Origin of the sequence: Dactylosporangium sucinum, assembly GCF_014647515.1 — a bacterium.
GTDB classification, from domain to species: Bacteria; Actinomycetota; Actinomycetes; order Mycobacteriales; family Micromonosporaceae; genus Dactylosporangium; species Dactylosporangium sucinum.
Genome location: NZ_BMPI01000058.1, coordinates 44,315 through 58,447, shown reverse-complemented (window position 1 = coordinate 58,447; position 14,133 = coordinate 44,315). Strand labels below are relative to the sequence as shown.

10 protein-coding genes are annotated in these 14,133 nt (G+C 74.9%); 6 read left to right on the top strand and 4 right to left on the bottom strand.

Going from position 1 to position 14,133, the window contains the following annotated elements; genetic code table 11:
- Positions 1–37 precede the first annotated feature (37 nt).
- The 3 genes from IEZ31_RS41460 (at position 38) to IEZ31_RS41450 (ending at position 1,879) form a co-directional block, all read left to right on the top strand.
- Positions 38–451, top strand: a complete 414-nt coding sequence (locus IEZ31_RS41460) for a rhodanese-like domain-containing protein (RefSeq protein ID WP_190255607.1) — start codon at positions 38–40, stop codon at positions 449–451.
- Positions 452–555: 104 nt separating this feature from the next.
- The gene (locus IEZ31_RS41455) at positions 556–816 is read left to right on the top strand and encodes a hypothetical protein (protein ID WP_190255606.1); all 261 of its coding nucleotides are present in this window, start codon (positions 556–558) and stop codon (positions 814–816) included.
- Positions 817–838: 22 nt separating this feature from the next.
- Positions 839–1,879 (top strand): M20 metallopeptidase family protein, encoded by a 1,041-nt coding sequence (locus IEZ31_RS41450; RefSeq protein ID WP_190255605.1) that lies wholly within the window; start codon positions 839–841, stop codon positions 1,877–1,879.
- Between the two features lie 98 nt (positions 1,880–1,977).
- Here IEZ31_RS41450 and IEZ31_RS41445 read toward each other — a convergent pair whose 3' ends face one another.
- The gene (locus tag IEZ31_RS41445) at positions 1,978–2,703 is read right to left on the bottom strand and encodes an alpha/beta fold hydrolase (protein WP_190255604.1); all 726 of its coding nucleotides are present in this window, start codon (positions 2,701–2,703) and stop codon (positions 1,978–1,980) included.
- Between the two features lie 63 nt (positions 2,704–2,766).
- Between IEZ31_RS41445 and IEZ31_RS41440 the strand changes: the two genes are divergently transcribed.
- Positions 2,767–4,380: an MFS transporter gene (locus IEZ31_RS41440; protein WP_190255603.1), complete on the top strand. Its 1,614-nt coding sequence runs from the start codon at positions 2,767–2,769 to the stop codon at positions 4,378–4,380.
- A gap of 63 nt (positions 4,381–4,443) precedes the next feature.
- Here the strand turns inward: IEZ31_RS41440 and IEZ31_RS41435 are convergent, their stop codons facing one another.
- Together IEZ31_RS41435 and IEZ31_RS41430 are read right to left on the bottom strand one after the other, a co-directional pair.
- The gene (locus IEZ31_RS41435) at positions 4,444–7,329 is read right to left on the bottom strand and encodes a hypothetical protein (protein WP_190255602.1); all 2,886 of its coding nucleotides are present in this window, start codon (positions 7,327–7,329) and stop codon (positions 4,444–4,446) included.
- The gene (locus IEZ31_RS41430; protein ID WP_190255601.1) at positions 7,326–10,160 is read right to left on the bottom strand and encodes a hypothetical protein; all 2,835 of its coding nucleotides are present in this window, start codon (positions 10,158–10,160) and stop codon (positions 7,326–7,328) included. Before IEZ31_RS41430 ends, IEZ31_RS41435 begins: the two co-directional genes overlap by 4 nt.
- A 131-nt stretch (positions 10,161–10,291) precedes the next feature.
- Between IEZ31_RS41430 and IEZ31_RS41425 the strand changes: the two genes are divergently transcribed.
- The gene (locus tag IEZ31_RS41425; RefSeq protein WP_190255600.1) at positions 10,292–11,356 is read left to right on the top strand and encodes a methyl-accepting chemotaxis protein; all 1,065 of its coding nucleotides are present in this window, start codon (positions 10,292–10,294) and stop codon (positions 11,354–11,356) included.
- An 87-nt stretch (positions 11,357–11,443) separates the two neighbouring features.
- On the opposite strand, the gene IEZ31_RS41420 is transcribed toward IEZ31_RS41425, so the two are convergent.
- Positions 11,444–12,949: a glycoside hydrolase family 30 protein gene (locus tag IEZ31_RS41420; protein ID WP_190255599.1), complete on the bottom strand. Its 1,506-nt coding sequence runs from the start codon at positions 12,947–12,949 to the stop codon at positions 11,444–11,446.
- 106 nt (positions 12,950–13,055) lie between these two features.
- Between IEZ31_RS41420 and IEZ31_RS41415 the strand changes: the two genes are divergently transcribed.
- Entirely contained in the window at positions 13,056–14,069 is a 1,014-nt protein-coding gene (locus IEZ31_RS41415) for a LacI family DNA-binding transcriptional regulator (protein WP_190255598.1), read from the top strand.
- The last annotated feature ends 64 nt before the right edge of the window (positions 14,070–14,133 follow it).

Sequence of the window (14,133 nt, the reverse complement as noted above, 5' to 3'; positions counted from 1 at the left end):
GCGGGCACCGGACGCCTCGGGCGGCGATGATCCCCGCATGACCGTTGATCTGGCGCTCGGCGTCGAACAGTTGCTGGCCCGGGCCCGCGAGGGCATGCACCGCCTGGACCCGCACGAGGCAAGGGCCGCCGCGCTGGCCGGCGCGCTGCTCGTGGACACCCGCACCGAGACCCAGCGGCGGGAGCAGGGCGAACTGCCCGGCGCCCTGGTCATCGACCGCACGGTCCTGGAGTGGCGCCTCGACCCGGCCTCCCCGGACCGCATCCCGGAGGCGACGTCCTACGACCGTCTGGTCATCGTGGTGTGCCGCCAGGGCTACAGCTCCAGCCTGGCCGCGGCGAGCCTGCGCGCGCTGGGCCTGCACCGCGCGACGGACCTGGCGGGCGGCGTCGAGGGCTGGCTGGCCGCGGGCCTCCCGACGGCGGCGGGCCCCGCCGACGTCCGCCGCTAGCCCGGTGTCCACCAACGTCGGTCGGAGGGACGGTGTCCTGGTCCGTGCGAGCAAGGACGGCCGGAATCCGGGCAAACCCGTGCCAGCCGGCCAACCTTGGCACCGTGCGCTTCGACGGTGCCGAGGGCCGCGTCTTCGACGCGACGACGGCCGGCGACGGCCGGTTCAGCATCACCGTGCCGGCCGGTACGTACACCGTCACCGGCATGCCGCTGAGCCACGGCGCGAGCAGCCCGCCGGGCGTCCAGCCAACGCTGCGCGTCATCGACCCGGCGACGTACGTGCCGGTCTGCCGGGCGGAGGCGCCGGTGACCGTCCCGGTGGGCGGACTCGGCGACGTCGAGGTGATCTGTCAGATGCGGTGACGCCGCCGCTACAGTGGGCGGCATGACGGGGATCGATGACGACTGTGTCCAGCTGCGGCGGGAGATTCATCGCGCGCCGGAGCTCGCGGGAGAGGAGCGGCGCACCGCCGGGCTCGTCGCCGAGCAGCTGCGGGCCGCCGGGCTCGACGTTACCACCGGGGTCGGTGGGCACGGGATCGTCGCGGTGGTCGACGGTGGGGACGGGCCGGTCATCGGGTACCGGGCCGATCTCGACGCCGTGCCCTCCGAGGACGGCGGGGCGGCGCACACCTGCGGGCACGACGTCCACACCGCGGTGGGGGTCGGGGTGGCCCGGGCGCTCGCCGGGACGCCGGGGCTCCGGGGGAAGGTCGTCTTCTACTTCCAGCCGGCCGAGGAGAACCTCGAAGGCGCCCGGGCGATGATCGCCGACGGGGCGCTCGATCGGCTCCTGCCGGACGAGATCTACGCGCTGCACTGCGCGCCGCTCCCGGCCGGGATGTTCGGGATCATGCCCGGGACCGGGCTGCCCGGGCACGATGCCGGGACCGTCGTCACCGACCGGCCCGAGCACGTCGCGGCGGCCGTCGAGGCGCTGTCCACCGTCGCCTACCCGCAGTCTCCGGAGGAGTACGAACGGATCGTCGCCGACCTCCAGACGCCCGGCGGGCAGCTGCAGACGTTCGTGGTCGCGAACGCGTACGTCGAGGACGAGCGGCGGGTGCGGGTCTGGGTGCGGGCCTGGCCGCCGGAGCGGTACGACGAGGTGCGGGAGCAGGTTCGCGCCATCGCCGGCGCGGGCGTCGACTTCCCCGCGCCGCCGTTCCCGGCGATGGTGTGCGACCCCGTGCTGAGCCGGGCCGCCGTGCCGCACCTCGGCACCGTCACGGAGACGCACGCGATGTTCCCGTTCAACGGCGAGGACTTCGCGCTGTTCCTGGAGCGGGTGCCCGGGGCCATGTTCTACCTCGGCGTCGGCGGCGAGGGCATCCCGCACCACTCGGCGTTCACCCCGGACGAGCGGGCGATCGGCACGGGCATCGCCGCGATGACCCGCCTGCTGCGCGCCCGCCAGGAACCCTAGGCAGCAGGGCGGCGGTCGCGAGACGACCGCCGCCCTGGTCCCCCACCCCATCGGGCGGAGGTGGGCAGCGCGGCCCCCACCCTCATGCGCACCTCCCGTCATTGCAGAAGCACGCGCAGCGGCGGCAGGTGGTTCACCAGCGCCTCAGGATTCTCGACGTGGGCGTTGTGCCCCAGTCCAGGCAGTACCACGAACGCGTCGACCAGCGCGCCGAGGTCCTCGGAGGACACCATCCGGTCGTGCTCGCCGCGGGCCAGCACGACGGGCACGGGTGCGGCGGCGAGCAGGCCCGCGACCCCGGGCTCCCCCACGCCGAACGCCCGCTGGTCGAAGGACAGCCCCCACCCGCCGGGAACAGGACGAACGGCCGCGTCCGGGGCGGCCGGACCATCGAGCCCGGCGACGCGCAGGTGCCGCCGCACGGCCTCCTCCCGCGTGCCGAACACCGCGGCCGACCGGTCGGCCAGTTTCGCGGCCCGCGACAGTTCCTCCGGAGTCCACGCCACCTTGATCCCGATGCCCGCCACGGCCCGGACGCCGGGCACTCCGGCCAGGTGCAGGCCGATCACGCCGCCGAAGGAGTGGCCGACGACCACCGTGCCGGCCGGATCCACGAGCGGCGCGACGGCCGCCGCCACTGCCTCGAACGTGTAGCCCTCCAGGTGGCCGGACCCGCCGTGCCCGGGCAGGTCGGGTGCGATCCAGGAAAGGCCGTCCAGGGCCCGGGCCACGCCGTCCCACACGTCGGCGGTCGCCCCGAGCCCGTGCAGCAACATCACCGTGGGACCCCGCCCATCGCCACGCAACACCCGCAGTTCGGTCATGCGCTCAGCATCACACGACCAAAGCATAAGTACTCTATATAAGCTAGTGATATACCGGAGGGCATGGGTGCGTTCCGGCAGCCCCGGGCCGTCTGGGCCGTGGCGTTCGCGTGTGTCATCTCGTTCATGGGCATCGGGCTCGTCGACCCGATCCTCCCGGCGCTGTCCAAGCAGCTCGACGCCTCGCCGTCGCAGGTCTCGCTGCTGTTCACCAGCTACCTGCTGGTCACCGCCGTCGCCATGCTCGTGACGAACTGGGTGTCCAGCCGGCTGGGCGCGAAGCGGACGCTCGTCGCCGGGCTCGTCCTCATCGTGCTGTTCGCCGGGCTCGCCGGTACCTCCGGATCGATCGGCGGCATCGTGGGCTTCCGGGCCGGGTGGGGGCTCGGCAACGCGCTGTTCATCGCGACGAGCCTCGCGATCATCGTGGCCAGCGCGAGCGGCGGGATCGCGGGCGCCATCATCCTGTACGAGACGGCGCTCGGGTTCGGCATCGCGGTCGGGCCGCTGCTCGGCGGGTACCTCGGAGCGATCAGCTGGCGGGGACCGTTCTTCGGCGTGAGCGTGCTGATGGCCATCGCGCTCGTGCTCACGCTGGTGCTCGTCCCGGCGACGCCGAAACCCGACCACAAGACCTCGCTGAAGGCGCCACTCGTGGCGCTGAAGGACCGCGGGCTGCTGATCATGAGCCTGGCCGCGGTCTGCTACAACTGGGGCTTCTTCACCCTGCTCGGGTACGCGCCCTACCCGATGCACCTCGACGAGCACCGGCTCGGCCTGGTCTTCACCGGCTGGGGCCTGCTCGTCGCGCTGTTCAGCATCGCCGTCGCGCCGCGGCTGGAGAAGCGCTTCGGCACCGTGCGGACGCTCTACGTCAACATGGCCGGCCTGGCCGTCGTGCTCGCCGTCATCGGCGCCTGGACCGGCAGCGCCGCCGCCGTCATCGTCGCGACGATCGTCTCCGGCGCGTTCATCGGCATCAACAACACGCTCACCACGCAGGCCGTCATGACGGTCGCGAAGGTCGAGCGGCCGGTCGCCTCCGCCTCGTACGGGTTCGTCCGGTTCATCGGCGGCGGCCTCGCCCCGTTCGCCGCCGGCAAGCTCGCCGACCACTTCGACATGCACGTGCCGTTCCTCGTCGGCGCCGCCGCACTCCTGCTGGCCATCGTGGTCCTCGCGGCGGGGCGCCGGTTCATCACCACCCAGCCCGAGCCCGCGGCGGCCGATCGGCGGCCCGTCGTGGTGGCGGTCGACGCCACCGACGCCGCCGAGGCGGTCACCGCGAAGGCCGTCGAGGTCGCCGCGCGCCGGCACGCGCCGATCGAGGTGCTGCACGTGTACGAGGTCGACATCATCGGCGACGACGCGGTCGAGCGCGAATCCCTTGAGCAGGCCAACCGGGTGGTCGCCGAGCACGTCGCGGAGATCACGGCGACGGGGGTCGTGCCGGCGGTGTCGGGTCGCGTCCTGCGCAGCGTCGCCGACCACGCCGCCACCGGCCGGCTGCTGGTCCGCGAGGCCGAGCGCCTCGACGCGCAGGTCCTCGTCGTCGGCCGGTCGACCACCGGACCGATCGCCCGCTGGCTCGACGACAGCAGCACCCGGCGGGTCCTGGCCGAGGCGACCACGGACGTGCTGGTGGTCCAGGGAACTCCGTTGACCGCCCAGCCGTAGAGCGGTTGGCCGCGCGCCTGACCTGCGGTTCGCCGGGGCGGACGGTTACGTGGAGGTCGATCGCTACCTGTCGGAGGGCGGCGACGTCCCGTACGTCACCCTCAGCCTGGCCTGACTCGACAGCACCGCGACGACGGCCAGCAGCACCAGGGCCGACCCGAACGCCACCGCCGGCTCGGCCAGCGGCGGCACGCCCGCCCACTGCAGGCCGGGCAGCGAGCCGGCCGCGGCCAGCCAGGCGGCGACGGCCGCGAGGGCCCCGGCGACGCCGGCCGTCAGGACCAGCCGCAGCGCGGCGAGCGGCTCGACGAGCCGGGCCGTGCGGGCCGGCAGCCCCTGCGAGCGCAGCGCGCGCAGGTCGGCCGCGTTCCCGCCGATGGTGCCGACGACGAGCGCGGCCGCGGCGAGCGCCACCGCGATGGCCCCGGCGACGAGATAGAACCGCAGGCCCTGGGCGCTGCCCTCGCCCGCGAGCGCGACCCGGGCGTCGCCGACCGTCTGCCGGCCCTTGACGGTCAGGCCGCGGGACACCAGCGTCTCGACGACGGACGGCGGGGCGTCGGCGGTGAGCCACACCTCGGCGTCCTCGGCGGCGCTGTCGACGGCGAGCCGGTCGGCGTAGTCGAGGTCGACGAGCGCGCCGGTGGTGCCGAGCCGCGGCAGCCGGTCGGCGGTCGCCGCGATGCGGGCCGGGACCGACTTGCCGCCGAACGAGCCGACCGTCCCCTCCGGCGGCAGCGGGCCGGTGGCGAGCACCGGCAGCGCCTCGGGCGCGTCGGCGGTGCGGAGGATGCCGGCGTCGGCGCGCCCCGACGCAGGGAGGGTGAACGTGACCCCGCCGCCGTCGGCCGGCGCCGCCGACGCGCCGGGCGCGACCCGCCAGCGGGGCGACGGCGGGTTGTGCACGGTCAGCACGACCGTCGGCCCGAGATATGGAGGCAGCCGTACCGTCAGGTCGACGAGCCGGCACCCGGCGGCGCACGGCACGTCGGCCGCATAGGCCGCCCGCCCCGGCCGCAGCGCGCCGAGCTCCACGGCGGTGGTGGCCCGCCCGTCCCGCGGCGCGACGGTGACCGCGAACGCGATGTCCGGCCGGTCCAGCGTCGTGACCGTGACGTCGAGCGAGATGCGGCTCGCCGTCAGCACCACCGGCTCGCCGGCGACCGGCGGGTGGAGCACGCCGGCCAGCTCGCCGCGCGGGACGGACGCCGACGTGTGCGACAGGATCGCGACCCGTTCGAGCCGCGACGCGTCGACGGCGAGCACGGCGGGACCGTAGGACGAGGCGGCGATGGGCACGACCGCCATCGCGTACCGCCCGTCCGGGTCGGCGGCGCGGACCGCGCTCAGCAGGTGGGTGCGGCTGGTCGCGCCGACCCGCAGCACGACCGGCGCCCCGGTCTGCACGTCGGCGTCGACCGCCTGCCGTTGGGTGACGGCGGTCGTCGCGGCGGCGGCGAACCCGAGCGACGCGAGCGCGACGACGAGCACGACGAGCACCCGCGCGCCGACCGGCCGGCGGGCCAGGCGCAGCCCGGCCAGGGCCGCGGCGAGCCGGCCGCGGTGCAGCGCGCGGCGGGCCGCGGCGGCGGCCAGCGGCGGCACCACGGCCGCGGCGGCCAGGGCGACGGCGAGCATGACGAGGGCCGGCGCGACGAGGGCGACCCCGCCGCCGAACCCGTCGGCGCCGCGCAGCTGGACGGTGGCCACGGCGGCGGCCACGAGCGCCAGCACGACGGCCCCGCGCCACCGCCGGGCCCGCCGGTCGACCTCACGCAGCAGCGCGCTCACCGGCGCCGCCACGGTCCGCACCGCGACCACGAGCGCGAGGAGCACCGCGCCGAGGACGGCGATCCCGGCGTACCGCAACGCGCCCGGCGTGGTCCAGCCGCCCACCGCGGTGAACCCGGCGACCGCGCCCACGGGCACGGCGACGACGGTCTCGCCGGTCGCGAGCCACCACCGCCACCGCCGGGCGACGCCGCGCAGGGCGATGATGCCGTGCTCGAAGCGGCGGGCCCGGGCGGCGGCCGACACGGCGAGGACGATGACCGCCCAGGCGAGCACGAGGACGGGGGCGACCGCGTACGGAACGGTGGCCCGCACCGCGGCCCGCCGCTCGTCGATGCGTTCGATGACGCCGTCCAGGCCGGTCGACAGCCGCGCGCCCTCGGTGCTGCGCCGCTTCGCGCTCGCGATCCAGTCGCGCAGCTCGTCCAGGGACGCGACGGTGATCGCCCCGGGCCGCGGGTAGGCGTCGTACCACTGCAGCTCGCTCGGGCGGGCGAAGGTGGCCAGGGTGCGCCGGTCGACCGAGAGGGCCGGGCCGGCGAGGTCGGCGAGCGCCCCGCTGCGGCCCCAGTAGGGCTCGGCGCTGTCGCGGGCCCGGATGATCCCGACGACGGTCAGGGCCGTGGGGCCGCCGGCCGGCACATACTTGTTGATGAGATCGTCGTAGCGGGAGCCGCTCATCGAGACCGCCTGGCCGGGCTTCACCCCGAGCCGCTCGGCGGAGTGCTCGCTGACGACCGCCTCGCCGGCGCCCATGAGGCAGCGGCCGGCGACGACCACGACGTGCTCGCAGAGGCGTTCGCGGTAGGAGATCCGGGAGAGTTGCTCGGCGGAGGCGAACGGCAGCTCGGTGGGCTGGGCGACGAACTGGGCGGAGAACACCGAGTCGTAGCCGGGCGCGTCGAGCCAGCCGGACGCGAGGCTCTCGAAGGTGCGCGGCATGCTGCCGTCGCCGGTCGACTCGACCTGGCCGGTGACGACGACGTTGAGGTCGCCGGCGGCGGCGCCGGACACCTCGGCGCCGACGATGCGCCGGTCGGCGCGGTCGACGTAGACGGGCGCCGCGACGGCGGCCGCGGTCGCCAGCGCGGTGAGCAGGGCAACGATGAGCGCGCGGGCCCAGCGGGACCGCAGCATCGCCAGCACCAGCGCGATCACGGGCGCTCCTCCCCCCGTCCGGACAGGGCGACGGCGGCGAACACCGCCAGGGCGAGCACCGCCACGACCCCGAGGGCGAGCGGCTGGACGGCCGGCTCCGTGACCGGCCAGCGGTCGGTGAACGGCCGCACCGGCGGCGGTGCGAGCAGGCGCAGCGCGACGGCGGCGAGCAGCCCGACCGGCACCCCGACCAGGACCGGGGCGAGCGCCGACCAGCGGCCGGCGGTGCGCAGCGCGGCCCGCCCGACGCCCTGGCGGCGCAGCGCGAGCCGCTCGGCGGCCCGCTGGCGGCGGTCGACGGCGGCGACGACGGCCGCCGTGACCCCGCCGAGCAGCAGGATGGCGGCCGCCCCCGCGAGGCCGCCGAGGAGGATCAGCGCGGGCGCGAGCCGGCCGGCCCGCCCGGTCGCCTTGGCGACGGTGTCGTCGCCGACGACGGTGAGGCCGGCGGCGCGCAACCGCTCGACGGTCCGGTCGGTGGCGGCCGGGCCGAGCCAGACCTCCGGACGGTCGCCCGAGCCACCGGCCCGGCCCGCGGCGGCGGCGATGCGCTGGGCGTAGTCGAGGTCGACGACGATGCCTTCGGTGCCGCCGCGCGGGACGGTGGCGACCGGGCGCGGCGCCAGCGGTACCGTGGCGCCGAAAATCATGACGACGGGGTCCTCGTGGGCGGGCAGCGCCGCTCCGGACACGAGCGCGGGCAGCGGCACCGGCGTGTTGACCGCGTAGAGGCGACTGTCGATCGGTGAGGTGCTCATCGGCGCGGCGTCCAGCAGCCGCAGTCCGCCGCCCGACTGGTCGACCTGGATCCCGCTGACGGCCTGGCCCAGCGTGGTGCGCCAGCGCGCCGGGTCGCCGAACGCGCCGGCGTCGACGACCGCGCGGCCGCCGGCGGTCAGCTCGCGCAGCTCGACCGGGCCGTGATCGGCCTCGATCGCGTCGACGCGGCAGCCGCGGTCGCAGGGCGGCACGGCGACGGTGCGGGCCGACGGCTGCGGGTCGACCGGGCCGAACTCGGCGACGACCTGCTCGCCGGTCGCGGCGACGGAGAGCACGACCCGGATCACCGAGCCTTCGCCGCCGGCGGTCAGGGTGAGCGCGGTACCGCCGAACTCCAGCGCCTCCGGCGCCGTCCCGCGCAGGTCCTCGGCGGGTTGGCCGGTGACGGCCGCGAACCGGGCGCTGTCGACCGCGACCACCGGCGCTGAGCCGGCCGCGCCGGTGACGACGACGGCCATCGCCTCCCGGCCGGACGGGTCGGCGGCGCGGACCGCGGCGAGCAGCCGCGGCGGGGCGACCGGGGCGACGCGCAGCACCCGGTCGGCGCCGAGCTCGACGGCGGCCCGCTCGCTGCGGGCGGCGGCCGCGCCGGCCCAGTCCTGGGCGGCGAGCGCGGCGACGCAGGTGGCGGCGGCGAGGACGGGCACGATGCGGTACGCGGTGCGACGCCGGCCGAGGGTCAGCCCGGCGATGCCGCCGGCGACCCGGCCGGAGGCGAGGGCGTTGCGCCCGGCCAGCCCGGCCGCGGCGAGCAGCGCGCGGGTGGCGAGCACCCCGACGCCGACGGCGAGCAGCAGCGGCGCGGCCTGGGAGAGCCCGAAGCCGGTGTCGCGCCGTACGTCGGCCGCGGGCTCGGTGGCGACCTGGAAGAACGCGGCGACGGCGAGCGCCAGGGCGCACACCTCGACGGTGGCGGCAGCGAGCGGGCGGCGCGGCAGCACGACGCGCAGCAGGTCGGCGACGCGCCGCTGGGTGGCCGCCCAGTCCGCCGCGACCACGATGACGACGGCCGCGCCGAGCAGGACCCACAGCTCGATCGGCGGTCGCTGCCCGAGCCCGTACGCGACGGCGAGCGGCACGGCGGCACCGGCCGCGAGCGGGATCAGGCTCTGCCCGGCGGTGGCGGCGAGGGCACGCCACCGGGGCAGGCCGCGGATCGCCAGCCGGGCGGCGTCGCCGCGGCGCTCGGCGGCGGCGTAGGCGGCCGCGACCGCGATGGCCAGCGCGCCGAACAGCAGGACCTGCAGCTCGGCGATGCGGATGCCGCGCAGCGTGGCCCGCCGGTCGGTGGCGAGGGCGGCGGCGAGGGCGGGTGCCCCGGAGTACACCTGGGGAAATGCGCCCTGGAGGTGGACCAGCTCGGCGGAGAGCTCCTCGGGCGCGTCGAACGCCTCCGGGCGCAGCAGGGCGTCGACGGTGGCGACCACCGACACCTTCGCCCGGGCGATCGTGCCGAGCGTCGTGAACGCGGCGGGGCCGCTCTGATCGGACCAGTACCAGCCGGTAGGGTCGGCGGCCTGGAAGACGCCGGTGACCGTGAGCTCGACCGGCGCGGCGGTGAGACCGGCCTCGTGCCGCACCTCGGCGCCGGGGCCGACGCCGAGCTGGCGGGCCAGGTCGGCGCCGAGCATGACCTCGCCGTCGGCGGCCGGGCAGCTCCCGGCGGTGAGCGTGACGTTGCGGCAGACGTCGTCGAGGACGCGCAGCTCGACCGACTGCTTGCGGTCGCCGGCGTGGAGCCCACCGGCCAGGCGAACCCCGGTGATCATCCGCTCGGTGTTGGCTGACGTCAGGACATCGCCGCTGACCAGCTGGCGGAAGCGCTCAAGGGTCGAGCCCTGGCTGGGGCCCAGGTCGACCGGGCCGCGCACGCCGAGCGTGCGCTGCGTCTCGCCGGCGGCGTCGATGCGCTGCCGGGTCGCGGTGTGCTCGGCGGTCGCGGCGCCCCAGCCGGCTGCGAGCGCGGCAATGACGGTGATCGCCGTGAGCAGCGCCATGACCAGAGCCTGCGGACGTCGTGCCCGGAGCGCACCGGAGATCAGGCCCAGCATGCAGTGGACCCTAGCGAAGTCCGTTTGGACCATCAAACCCCTTGAGTGCCCCGGAGAAACCTCAACGCACCCCACGGGCGGCCGATGAGGCGATCGTCCGGTGTTCAACCAACGCGACTGGGACGTGAAGCATGAGCACATCCACGACGCCGACGAGCAGCGACTACGCGATCGCCCGCAACTGGACGATCGGCTCGCTCGCGGTCGGGCTGCTGCTGGCGCTCGTCGTCGGCATCGCGATCGGCCGGCGGATGAACGCGCAGCTGCGCAGCGTCTCGGAGACCCTCCGCGGGGTCGCCGAGGGCGACCTGACCCGGCGGGCCGAGGTGCACGGGCGCGACGAGCTGGGCCGGATGGCCGTGGCGGTCAACCAGGCGAACGCGAGCATCGGCCGTACCGTGGAGACCCTCAGCACCGCGGCGAGCACCCTGGGGACGAGCTCGGGCCAGCTGACCGGCGTCACGTCGCGCATCGCCGACAGCGCCCGGGCCGCGTCCGAGCGGGCCAACGTGGTGGCCGGCGACGCGGGCACGGTGTCGCACAACGTGCAGACGGTGGCGGCCGGCTCGGCGGAGATGGGCGCCTCGATCCGGGAGATCGCGCAGAACGCCAACGATGCGGCGCGGGTGGCCTCGCAGGCCGTCGGCGTGGCCGAGTCGACCAACCGGACGGTGTCGAAGCTCGGCGACTCCTCGATCGAGATCGGCAACGTGGTCAAGGTGATCACCTCGATCGCCGAGCAGACCAACCTGCTGGCGTTGAACGCGACGATCGAGGCGGCCCGGGCGGGCGCGGCCGGCAAGGGCTTCGCGGTCGTGGCCTCCGAGGTGAAGGACCTGGCACAGGAGACGGCCCGGGCGACCGAGGACATCTCGCGGCGGGTCGAGGCGATCCAGTCGGACACCGCGAACGCGGTCGAGGCGATCGGCGAGATCAGCCGGATCATCGCGCGCATCAACGAACATCAGCTGACGATCGCCTCGGCGGTCGAGGAGCAGACGGCCACGACGAGCGAGATGAGCCGCAGCGTCGGCGACGCGGCGCACGGGGCGGCGAACATCGCGAACAACATCGCCGGGGTGGCGGAAGCGACGCAGACGACGACGGCGACGCTCGCGGAGGTGGACCGGACGGTGGCCGAGCTGAGCCGGCTGGCGACCGACCTGCAGCAGGCGGTGGGGTCCTTCAAGGTCTGACGCCGGTGGATGCGGTGGCCGGCCCCGACCGGCCACCGCATCCCTTTTCCCTGCGCGGCCACCCCACCGTGGCCGCGCCGGGTGCTCTCAGGCTCGCCAGGTGTACGTGGCGAGCGCCCCACCGGGGAGCGTGTACTCGAACGTCCTGCCGCCGATCGTCACCGCAAACGAACGCGGGTCGTCGTTCTGGTTGTGCACAACGAGAGCGATCGTGCCGTCGGGCGTGCGGAAAGCGACATCCTGGATCTGGCCGTTCCAGCCGGTGGTGCCGTAGGAGGTGCTGGCGATGCGCACCGAGCCGGGCGGCACGAACTTGGCGAGGTGCCCGATCGTGTAGTACTCGGCGTCGGTCGTCACGCTGCCGTCCGGCTGGCGGGTGACCAGGCCGGTGCAGGTGCCGCAGCCGCCGAGGTGCGGGCCGCCGTCGCTGTCGAGCGCGATGTTCCAGTTGACGACCGACCTCGCCCACTCGCGCGTGGTGCCGATGACGATGTTCCGGGCGTGCCAGACGAGCGTGTCGCGGAAGATCTGGGCCGGCGGGTCGTTCGGGCCGTGCGAGCCGGAGCACTCGGTGAACCAGATGCCCTTGTCGGGGAAGGCGTCGTGCAGCTTGCCCTGCGCCGACGGGTCGCCGGAGTAGCAGTGGTAGGCGGTGCCGGCGATCCACTTGGCCGCCGGGCTGGCCAGCAGCCGGTACGGGTAGTCGGTCTCCGGGTCCTCGCCGGGCGGGGTGGACCCGACGTCGCCGGGGTGCGTGGTCCAGTTGTGGTCGTAGCCGAGGATCTTCGTCCGCGGGCTGAACAGCCGCAGCAGCGGGCCGAGGATCTCGATGACCTTGGCCTCCTGGCGCATCGGGAGGTCGGTGCCCGGGTACCCGCTCGGGTGCCGGTTCTGCGGCTCGTTCTGCACGCTGATGAAGTCGACCGGCACGCCGGCCGCGGTGTAGGCGAGGACGAAGCGCAGCAGGTAGGCGGCGTAGGCCGCGTACACGGCGGGCTCGTCCTTGAGGCGGCCGCCGACGAGGGAGTCGCCGGTCTTCATCCAGGCGGGCGGGCTCCACGGCGTGGCCATGACCTTCAGCTGCGGATTGAGCTGCTTGGCCTTCTTGAGCAGCGGCAGGATCCGCGCCCGGTCGTGGTCGATGCTGAAGTGCCGCAGGGTGAAGTCGGTCTGTCCCGGGGGCATGTCATCGTACGTGTAGTGCTGCGCCTCGGCGGTGAAGTCCGACGAGCCGACGGGCTGGCGCAGGAAGCTCACGCCGATGCCGGAGCGCGGGTCGAACAGCTTGCGCATGGTGTCCTCGCGCTGCGCCGGGGTGAGCCGGTAGAGCACGTCGGCGGCGGAGTCGGTGATGGCGGCACCGAAGCCGTCCATGCGCTGGTAGGTCTGTGCGGGGTCGACGGTGATCGTGACCTCGGTCGACGTGCCGGGCCGGAACGCGACCGGCGCCCGCTCGTGCAGCAGCTCGGCGCGGTCGACGGTGGTCACCCAGACCCGGGCGGTCGTGGTCCGGGGTTGCGCGACGGCGCTTCCGGACGCGGCGAGTGCGAGCACGCACCCGGCCGCGACCGCGCCGGTGAGGCGGGTCAGCATGCGATCTCCTCTGCGGCCTCTGTAACAAAATGAAACAGCCGTGTAACATCGCCGGGCATTAGGAAACTCTCATCGATATCGACTGTCAAGCTTGGTGATGTAACAGATGACTGATCGACGGCGGGTGACGGTGCGCGACATCGCCTCGGCGACGGGCCTGTCGATCGCGACGGTGTCGCGGGCGCTGAACGGGCACGCCACCGTCACCGAGGCGACCCGGACGGTGGTCAACGAGGCGGCCGAGCGGCTGCGGACGGGATCGCACTCCTTCCGCGGCACCGTGTTCGTGCGCTGCCCGTACATCCTCACCGACTACTTCGGCCTGATCGTGTCGTCGATCGCCGAGACGCTGAGCCTGCACGGCCGCCAGCTGGTCCTGACCGCGGGCGAGGCGGCCCAGCGCACCCCGCTGCTGGCCGACCTGTCCGGCCGCCAGGGCGTGGCCGGGGTGATCGTGATCCTGCCGCCGGAGCCCGGCTCGGCGTTGCTGGAGCTGCAGGGCCGCGGCGTCCCGTTCGTGGTGGTGGACCCGCGCACCACCCTGCCGCGCGACATCGTGTCGGTGTCGGCGGCCCACTTCGCCGGCGCCCGGGCCCTGACCGGCCACCTGGTGGGCCTGGGCCACCGCCGCATCGGCGTGATCGGCGGCCCGACCGAGTGGCTGGTGAGCGACGCCCGCCTGGCCGGCCACAACGCGGCGCTGGCCGACGTGGGCGTGCTGCCCTCCCCGTCGCTGCTGCGGACGGTGGAGCCGACGACGTCGCAGGGCTATGTGGCGGCGTCGTCGCTGCTGGACCTGCCGACCCGCCCGACCGCGCTGGTGTGCTTCAACGACAAGGTGGCGGTGGGCGCGCTGCGGGCCGCGCTGGAGCGTGGCCTGCGGGTGCCTGCGGACCTGTCGGTGACGGGCTTCGACGACCTGGACCTGGCCCAGGCGACGGGCCTGACGACGGTACGCCAGCCGCTGCAGGAGATGGGCCGCATGGCGGTGACGCTGCTGATCCGCCTGCTGGACCGCCACGAGCTGGACGCGTTGCACGTGGAGCTGGCGACGGAGCTGGTGGTCCGCACGTCGACCGCTCCCCCACCCTCGGATCATCCTGTGACACGGAGTGGTTGAGCTGGGATCGTGCACCGCTGACCGCCATCCGCTCCGTGGTGCTGGTGGAGACAGGCGGATTCAG

Coding starts and splice junctions, on each gene's coding strand:
- IEZ31_RS41460 (WP_190255607.1), top strand. CDS start 38: ATGACCGTTGATCTGGCGCTCGGCGTCGAACAGTTGCTGGCCCGGGCC.
- IEZ31_RS41450 (WP_190255605.1), top strand. CDS start 839: ATGACGGGGATCGATGACGACTGTGTCCAGCTGCGGCGGGAGATTCAT.
- IEZ31_RS41445 (WP_190255604.1), bottom strand. CDS start 2,703: ATGACCGAACTGCGGGTGTTGCGTGGCGATGGGCGGGGTCCCACGGTG.
- IEZ31_RS41440 (WP_190255603.1), top strand. CDS start 2,767: ATGGGTGCGTTCCGGCAGCCCCGGGCCGTCTGGGCCGTGGCGTTCGCG.
- IEZ31_RS41430 (WP_190255601.1), bottom strand. CDS start 10,160: ATGCTGGGCCTGATCTCCGGTGCGCTCCGGGCACGACGTCCGCAGGCT.
- IEZ31_RS41425 (WP_190255600.1), top strand. CDS start 10,292: ATGAGCACATCCACGACGCCGACGAGCAGCGACTACGCGATCGCCCGC.
- IEZ31_RS41420 (WP_190255599.1), bottom strand. CDS start 12,949: ATGCTGACCCGCCTCACCGGCGCGGTCGCGGCCGGGTGCGTGCTCGCA.
- IEZ31_RS41415 (WP_190255598.1), top strand. CDS start 13,056: ATGACTGATCGACGGCGGGTGACGGTGCGCGACATCGCCTCGGCGACG.